This window comes from Streptomyces flavofungini, assembly GCF_041028215.1.
Lineage (GTDB): Bacteria > Actinomycetota > Actinomycetes > Streptomycetales > Streptomycetaceae > Streptomyces > Streptomyces flavofungini_B.
Genome location: NZ_JASKYR010001131.1, coordinates 1 through 2532 on the forward strand (window position 1 = coordinate 1; position 2532 = coordinate 2532).

The window sequence follows — 2532 nt, forward strand, 5'->3', positions numbered from 1 at the left end:
GGGCGCTGACGCAGATGAGGCGGGACGGGGCGGGGCCCTCGGCGAGCGTCACCGGCCAGGGCAGGTCCTCCAGCTCGGCGGTGACCTCGAAGGAGGGGCGGAGGGCCGCGACGGTGGCGAGCATGCGCTGGGCCTCGCGGAGCTTGCCCTGGGCGAGGCCGTCGAGGAAGAGGCGTTCCATCGAGTCGTTCTCGGCGGGGCCTCCGGCGGCGCCGGTCTGCGGGGCGGCGCCGCCCTGGGCGCCGAGTTCGGTGCGCAGCCAGGCAGTGAGGCCGCTCGGGGAGCCGCTGTCGTAGACGATGCTCGCGGGGAGCTGGAGTCCGGTGGCCTCGCTGAGCTTGCGGCGCAGTTCGATGCCGATCAGGGAGTCGAAGCCGAGTTCGAGGAAGTCGCGGTCGGCGTCGACGTCGGCGGTGTCGGTGTGCCCGAGGAGCTCGGCGGAGCAGGCGACGACCAGGTCGAGCAGGGCGGTCTCCTGTTCGGCGGCGCCGAGGGAGGCGAAGTGCTCCCGGAAGTTGCCGGGTTCGACGGATCGGGCCGGGGCGGACCCTGCGGCCGACGCGGTGCGGCGCGGGGCGCGGACGAGGCCGCGCATGAGGGGCGGCACGTCGTCGGGGCGGACGATGCCCGGGGGTGTCGCCAGGACGGTGGCGACCACCAGGGGGGTGTCGAGTTCCAGGGCCGTGTCGAGCAGGGCGAGGGCGCGGTCGCGGGGCAGGAGGTCGATGCCGCCGGAGCGGATGCGCTGGCGGCCCGTGTCGGTGAGGAGGTCGCCCGCCATGCCGTTGTCCAGGTCCCAGGCGCCCCAGGCGACGGACAGGGCGGGCAGGCCCTGGGCGGCGCGGTGCTGGGCGAGGGCGTCGAGGAAGCTGTTGGCGGCCACGTAGTTGGCCTGTCCGGCGCGGGCGGTGACGCCGGAGATGGAGGAGTACAGGACGAAGGCGTCGAGGCCGAGGTCCCGGGTCAGGTCGTGCAGGTGCCAGGCGGCGTCCACCTTGGGCCGCAGCACGGCCGCGAGGCGTTCCGGCGTCAGCGAGGTGACCACGGTGTCGTCCAGGACCCCCGCGGCGTGCACGACGCCGGTGAGGGGGTGCTCGGCGGGTATGGCGGCGAGCAGCGCGGCCAGGGCGTCGCGGTCGGCGATGTCGCAGGCGGCGAGGGTGACGTGGGCGCCGAGGTCGGCCAGTTCGGCGCGGAGTTCGTCGGCGCCGGGGGCGTCCGGGCCACGGCGTCCGGCGAGCAGGAGCCGGGTGACGCCGTGGCGGGTGACCAGGTGGCGGGCGGTGGCGGCGCCGAGGGTGCCGGTGCCGCCGGTGATCAGGACGGTGCCGCCGCGGGCGCCGCCGAAGGCGTCGGGGCGCTCGGGGCCGTCCTGGGCCGCGGGCGGGTCCAGGGGGGCGAGGCGTCCGACGAGTACGTGTCCGTCGCGGACGGCGATCTGGGGTTCGTCGGCGGGGAGGACCTCGTCCAGGGGCAGCGGCGCACCGGGTTCGAGGTCGACGAGGGCGAACGCGCCGGGGTGTTCGACCTGGGCGGTGCGGATCAGGCCCCACACGGCGGCGCCCGCGGGGTCGGCTGCCGGGTCGCCGGGCCGGGCGGCGACGGTGCCGCGGGCGACGAAGACGAGGCGGGACCCGGTGGGCCGCGGGGCGCCGAGCCACTCCTGGAGGAGGGCGAGGGTGGCGCGGGTGGTGTCGTGGGTGACGGTGGCCGGATCGCCGCCGTCGGCCGTACGGGCGTCATGGCCGCTGCCGAGGGGCACCAGGACGAGCGTGCCGTCCTCGGTGACCTCGGTGAGCGAGGTGAGGGTGGTGCCGGTGGCGAAGGGGTCGGTGCCGAGGGCGACACGGGGGCCGGTGGCGGCGGGCGCGTCGCCGGGTTCGGCGGGGACCCACTCCAGGCCGAGCAGGGAGGCGCGGTCGGCGGCGCCGGGGCCGAGGAGGCGGGCGGCGGACGAGGGCCGCAGGGCCAGTGCCTCCACGGACAGGACGGGCCGCCCGGTCGTGTCGACGGCCGCGAGGGACACGGTGTCCTCGCCCGCCTTGGCGATCCGCACCCGCAGCCGGGCGGCGCCGGAGGCGTGCAGGGTGACACCGGCCCAGGAGAACGGCAGGAGTCCCTGGTCGGCGTCCTTGAGGTCGACGTACTCCACCGCGTGCAGGGCGGCGGTGAGCAGGGCGGGGTGCAGCCCGAACAGGGCGGCGTCGTCGGCGCGGTCGGGCAGTTCGAGTTCGGCGAAGACCTCGTCGCCGCGCGTCCAGGCGGCGCGCAGTCCCTGGAAGACGGGCCCGTACTCGGTGCGTTCGTAGAATCCGGCGAGGTCGACGGGGTCGGTGTCGGCGGGCGGCCAGGAGGGGACGTCGAAGGGCACGGAGTGCTCGCCCGGGGTCAGCACACCGGTGGCGTGCTGGGTCCAGGGCTCGTCGTCGGCGGCGTCGGCGGGCCGGGAGTGGATGCCGAGCGGGCGGGCGCCGGAGGCCTCGGGGGTGCCGACGCGGACCTGGACGGCGACGGCGCCCGCCCGCTCGGCAT

General features: G+C 76.9%; 1 protein-coding gene. It reads right to left on the bottom strand.

Annotated features, from left to right (window positions below; translation table 11 throughout):
- Nucleotides 1-2532: type I polyketide synthase (locus AB8Z36_RS39080; protein WP_369218111.1), on the bottom strand; the 2532-nt coding region annotated here is incomplete at both ends.